General features: G+C 38.9%; 1 protein-coding gene. It reads right to left on the reverse strand.

The genetic code is table 11. The features are described from left to right. Nucleotides 1-779: G5 domain-containing protein (locus HT736_RS10475; protein WP_172931032.1), on the reverse strand; the 779-nt coding region annotated here is incomplete at both ends.

The raw sequence follows: 779 nt of genomic DNA on the forward strand, positions 1-779 counted from the left end.
CCATGAACCATTCACTTGTACCCAACCTGTTGCCATGGAACCATCAGTATTATAAAAATACCACATACCATTTTCTTGTTTCCAACCTGTTGTTGGAGCAACTGGTTTAGCTGATTCTACTGCTGCGTTTGTTCCTTGGTTAGATGTAACAGATACAGGATACGAAGGAATAGATGATTGCTCAGGAACAACAACTTTTTCAGGTTCTCTCGTCCCTCTCCTTATACGTCTTTTTACCATCTCTTTAGTAATTTGACGAGAAGTAGTTTCTTCAATTGTTCCATCACGTTCATCTACAGTATAAATTGTAGTAAGCGTAATTTCACCAATTTCTCCTGCTTCTTCTATTTCTTGACCTTTATCAAGAGTTGGGTCATCGAGATATTCTGTTTCGATTGGAATTTCTTGGACAAGAACTTGGGGCTTGGTTCCTTTTTTAACAACTCGTGTTTGAGAGTCTTCTTTTTGACTTAAAGTACTCTCAGTTACTTGTCCACTCTTTCCATCTACATCATAAGTTATCGTTGTAACTGTTTTCCCATTCTTTCCTAGAGTAATCTCTTGCTCCTGTCCTGCAGAAAGGTCATTATCTGCTTCATATTTAGTAGCAAATGGAACAAGAACTTCTTCAACCTTGCTCTTGGCAGGAACTTTGATAACTGTGTCTGTCGGTTCTTTTCTGTCTACAGTAACCTTTTCGGTAACATGACCATTCTCTGGATTAACATCGTAGGTTCTTGTCGTGGTTACATAGCCATCCTCTCCGTCAGTTGTAATAG

This window comes from Streptococcus sp. 339, from assembly GCF_013277285.1.
GTDB classification, from domain to species: Bacteria; Bacillota; Bacilli; order Lactobacillales; family Streptococcaceae; genus Streptococcus; species Streptococcus pseudopneumoniae.